This is a genomic window from Sulfurimonas sp., assembly GCF_016744025.1.
GTDB lineage: Bacteria > Campylobacterota > Campylobacteria > Campylobacterales > Sulfurimonadaceae > Sulfurimonas.
The window spans coordinates 1-4,133 of sequence record NZ_JADGFC010000172.1; the positions used below are offsets into that span (position 1 = coordinate 1).

A 4,133-nucleotide genomic window follows, 5' to 3' on the forward strand; every position below is an offset into this window, starting at 1 on the left:
TATTAAATAACGTTATTTAATAGTTAGTTTTTTTCTAATAGTATACACCCATTCATAAACAAATGTAAAAGGTAATATTTAAGAAATGTAATTGTAAAAATCAACAAGTGTTTAGTTGGCTTATTTAATGAGCTTAAATTTTCAAGGCAAAATGACAACAAATATAAGAGAGAATATGAAATATATATATTTTATAGCTACCTATTTAGTTTTACTAAATATTGTAACTACATACAGATTATTAAAAATAGAAGATTATAAAGTTACTCAAAAAATCATTCAATTTATACTTTTATGGACTATCCCACTTATTGGTGTTTTAATAGTGTCCTTATTTTTAAACCAAGAGCCAATAGTCTTAAGTAAAAAAATGCAAAAGTATAAAATTATTTTAAAAATTTTACTTTTTCCTTGGTTAATAAAAATTGAATCTAACGGGGGCAAAGATATAGGAAATAGCGTTGCAGGCTATCAAGCAGATTCTTCTTCAACAAGCGGTGGAGATTAAAGCTCAGAATAAGTACATAAAAAATTTGCTTGTAATTTTTAGATATACTCAAGCAAAATAGGAACTTATGCATAGTTTAAAAATCAGAGACCTATCATACAAATATCCCAGCGCAGCCCAACCAATTTTCAATGCTTTAAATTTAGACTTCGAAGAGGGATGGAGTGCTGTTACTGGTGTTAATGGTTCTGGAAAAAGTACACTTTTAAAACTCATCTCAAAAGAGCTAAAAGTTGAAAAAGGTAAAATCATTGGTAATTCTCTTGTGGTTTACTGCGCGCAAAGTACAGAGTTTGCTCCCAAAGAGCTTGAAGAGTTTATGATGACTTATACAAGAGAAGCATACAAACTAAGAGATCTTTTGCAGGTCAAGGACGAATGGCTAGGAAGTTGGGATGTACTGAGTCATGGTGAACGTAAACGACTACAACTTGCGGTTGCACTTTCAAGTGAGAGTGATGTACTTATGGTCGATGAACCTACCAACCATCTTGACTCTCACTCTCAAGCTATCGTAGTTGAAGCACTTAAAAGATACAAAGGTGTTGGCATCTTGGTAAGCCATGATAGAGCTTTACTAGATGCACTAACACAACAGACCATCATGATAAAAGCAGGTGAAGTTTTAAAATACAAATCAAAATTTTCTTTGGCACAAGAAGCTTATGGACAGACTCTCTCTCACAAGAAAAAAGTAATCTCTGAGCAAGAACATGAACTTAAAAAAATCAACAAAGTAGTTCAAGACCAAAGAGAGAAAGTATCACTTGCTAAAAAACGCTTTTCTAAAAAAGGTGTTGGTAAATCTGATAGCTCACAAAAAGAAAAAATAAACGGCGCTATTTTGACGGGTAAAGACAAACATGATGGGCAGATGCTACAGCGTACAGTCACCAAACAACGTCACTTAAGTGAAAATATGAACAAAGTTTCAAAAGAGTATGCAACAGGAATCAGCTTCGAGGGAGAGATTGCCAGACACAACTTTCCCATAGCTCTTGAGAAAAACTGCATTGCTCTTTTTGAGTCAACACAACTCTGCTTTCCAAGACTATCGGTAGATATTGGGGATAAGGTTGGCATCTGCGGTGAAAACGGTGCAGGTAAAAGTACATTTATAAGTTATCTTGTCAAAGAAATTGATTTTCAGCATGATTACCTTTACATTCCTCAAGAGATAACCGACAAACAAGCAGAGCAACTATTTAAGGATATAAGCGACTTAAACAGTGATGAAAAAGGTGAACTCTTCACTCTTGTTCAAAGACTAGGCTCAGATGCAAAAGCACTACTAAATAGCATACTACCTAGTCCGGGTGAAGTAAGAAAACTGCTTATTGCTCAAGGCTTGTTAAAACGTCCTTCTTTGATTATTTTAGATGAGCCGACAAACCATATGGACTTGGATTCTATAGAGTCATTGGAAGCTTCTTTAAAAGAGTATGCAGGAGTATTACTTTTCATCACTCATGACGAGATTTTTTTACAAAACTTAAGTACGAAGCGATGGGTGTTTGCCAAGACTCAGAGCCAAGCTTATACGGTTCAAGAGATTTTGTGATTTTAGATATAATTCAGAAATTATTTTAACTCTCAAAGGATTGGATTTATGATTGCTATTATTGGTGCTGGACCTGCTGGTCTAATGGCGGCACAAATTTTATCCGAAGCTGGTTATGCACCGACTGTATTTGACGCTATGCCATCTGCAGCACGTAAATTTTTAATAGCAGGAAGAGGTGGTTTAAACCTCACACATGCCGAAGACTTTGAGCTATTTTGCAGTCGCTACTATGAAGCGCAACCTTTAATGCAACCTGCCCTAGATAACTTTAGCCCAAGTGATATGCGTTCATGGGCAGAGAGTCTTGGATATGAAACCTTTGTTGGCTCTTCTGGAAAAGTTTATCCTCTAGATAAAAAAGCAGCTCCCCTACTCCGCACTTGGATACATAAACTCAAAGCAAATGGTACTCAGTTTAAGATGAAACATCGTTGGGTAAGTTGGTCTAAGGATGTTTGGCAGTTTGAAACTTCTGATGGCTTAAAAGAGTACTCTTTTGATGCGGTAATTTTAGCTTTAGGTGGTGCATCTTGGCCTCACTTAGGCTCAAACGGTGCTTGGACAGAGACACTAAAAGATAAAGGTCTAAGTATAGCTTCTCTTAAACCTGCGAATATGGGTTTTAATGTAACCTACTCAGATATATTTAAAGATAAATTTTCAGGCTCACCTTTAAAAAATGTAGAACTTAGTTTTACAGATATTAGAGGTAAACTTCACTCAAAACTTGGTGAATTACTAGTGAGTCAAGATGGAGTTGAGGGTAGTTTAATCTATACACATTCTAAATTTCTAAGAGAACAACTAGAGCAAAAATCTCCATTTACTCTTTACTTAGACCTTTTTCCTCATCGCAGTGAAAGTCAGTTAAAAGAGCAACTTAGTGCGAAGAGAGGCAAGCAGAGTATGAGTGCCTTTTGGAAGCGTTTAGGATTGGATGGAGTTAAGGCTTCTTTACTAAGAGAAGTTTTAAGAAAAGACTCATTAACTGATTCTGAATTAGTAGCAAAAACACTTAAAAAGTTTCCCTTAAAATTGGATTCTCACCGACCGCTAGAAGAAGCGATTAGTACAGCCGGTGGACTAGAGTTTGAAAATTTAGATGAGCATTTAATGCTAAAAGATTTTCCTAGTGTGTTCTGTGTTGGAGAGATGCTAGACTGGGAAGCACCAACTGGAGGGTACCTCTTAACTGGAGTCATGGGGCAAGGTAAACAAGCGGCTCAAGGTCTTTTGAAGTTGTTACAGGGTGAAAAATGAAAACAACGCAAACATATTGGAATCCTTTAGACCTTATGAATGCTGGAAAGTGGGAAGATATTGAAGGCTCAGATGGAAATCTTCAGCAGTTAACAATTGCCCAAGATTTAGAAACTGGTGACTATACCAGATTAACAAAGTTTAAAGTTGGATATTCAACAGAAGCTTTTGAAGCAAAAAGTCATGATTATCCAGAAGAGATATTTGTAGTATCTGGTAGACTATATGATAAAGCCTTTGATATGTGGCTTGAAACAGGATTCTATGCAAGTAGACCACCACATGAAGTTCATGGTCCATTTGTTGCAGAAGAAGATGTTGTTATTTTAGAAATCTCATATCCGAGTCAGGCGGAGAATAAAAAATAGATAATAACTCACTCCCACTCTATTGAGTTGGAACGAATATTAGTAGTAAATTATAATACTTAAGGTAAAGGAATAGACATGAATACTAATGAAAATACAATAATGGATAATATTTCCATACTATATGAAAGATATCCACCATTTGATAAAAATCGAGATTTTGATTTTTTCAAAGAAATAATTTTACATGAATGTCCAGAAATCAATCAACTTTCGGATATGAAGCAAGATTTTAATTTTAAAGATTTTTTTCTAAAAAATAACGAGGAACTCAAAACAGATTTTAATGTTAAACTATCAGAAGACATAATTAACTCAATAAGAGCAAGAATTATTTGTCAAGATATTCTTATTCCTATCAGACAAAATAAAAATAATATTGAACTCCATGAATTTTCAATAAACATTCCATGTTTAAATACAAAGTTAACAC

5 protein-coding genes are annotated in these 4,133 nt (G+C 34.7%); all 5 read left to right on the plus strand.

The window, feature by feature from the left end:
- Positions 1 to 175 precede the first annotated feature (175 nt).
- Positions 176 to 508 carry a hypothetical protein gene (locus QZZ48_RS14475; RefSeq protein ID WP_294966968.1) on the plus strand — a complete coding sequence of 111 codons (333 nt, stop codon included), beginning with the start codon at positions 176 to 178 and terminating at the stop codon, positions 506 to 508.
- A gap of 67 nt (positions 509 to 575) precedes the next feature.
- A complete protein-coding gene (locus tag QZZ48_RS14480) occupies positions 576 to 2,069 on the plus strand; it encodes an ATP-binding cassette domain-containing protein (protein WP_294966969.1) in 1,494 nt (497 codons plus the stop codon).
- 48 nt (positions 2,070 to 2,117) lie between these two features.
- A complete protein-coding gene (locus tag QZZ48_RS14485) occupies positions 2,118 to 3,332 on the plus strand; it encodes a TIGR03862 family flavoprotein (protein ID WP_294966970.1) in 1,215 nt (404 codons plus the stop codon).
- The gene (locus QZZ48_RS14490) at positions 3,329 to 3,700 is read left to right on the plus strand and encodes a cupin domain-containing protein (RefSeq protein WP_294966971.1); all 372 of its coding nucleotides are present in this window, start codon (positions 3,329 to 3,331) and stop codon (positions 3,698 to 3,700) included. The genes QZZ48_RS14485 and QZZ48_RS14490 overlap by 4 nt, the downstream gene beginning before the upstream one ends.
- 78 nt (positions 3,701 to 3,778) lie before the next feature.
- A partial coding sequence (locus QZZ48_RS14495) for a hypothetical protein (protein ID WP_294966972.1) occupies positions 3,779 to 4,133 on the plus strand: 355 nt, incomplete at its 3' end.

What these genes read in the sequence shown, in the direction of transcription:
- QZZ48_RS14480 (WP_294966969.1), top strand. Translation starts at nt 576, where the DNA reads ATGCATAGTTTAAAAATCAGAGACCTATCATACAAATATCCCAGCGCA.
- QZZ48_RS14490 (WP_294966971.1), top strand. Translation starts at nt 3,329, where the DNA reads ATGAAAACAACGCAAACATATTGGAATCCTTTAGACCTTATGAATGCT.
- QZZ48_RS14485 (WP_294966970.1), top strand. Translation starts at nt 2,118, where the DNA reads ATGATTGCTATTATTGGTGCTGGACCTGCTGGTCTAATGGCGGCACAA.
- QZZ48_RS14475 (WP_294966968.1), top strand. Translation starts at nt 176, where the DNA reads ATGAAATATATATATTTTATAGCTACCTATTTAGTTTTACTAAATATT.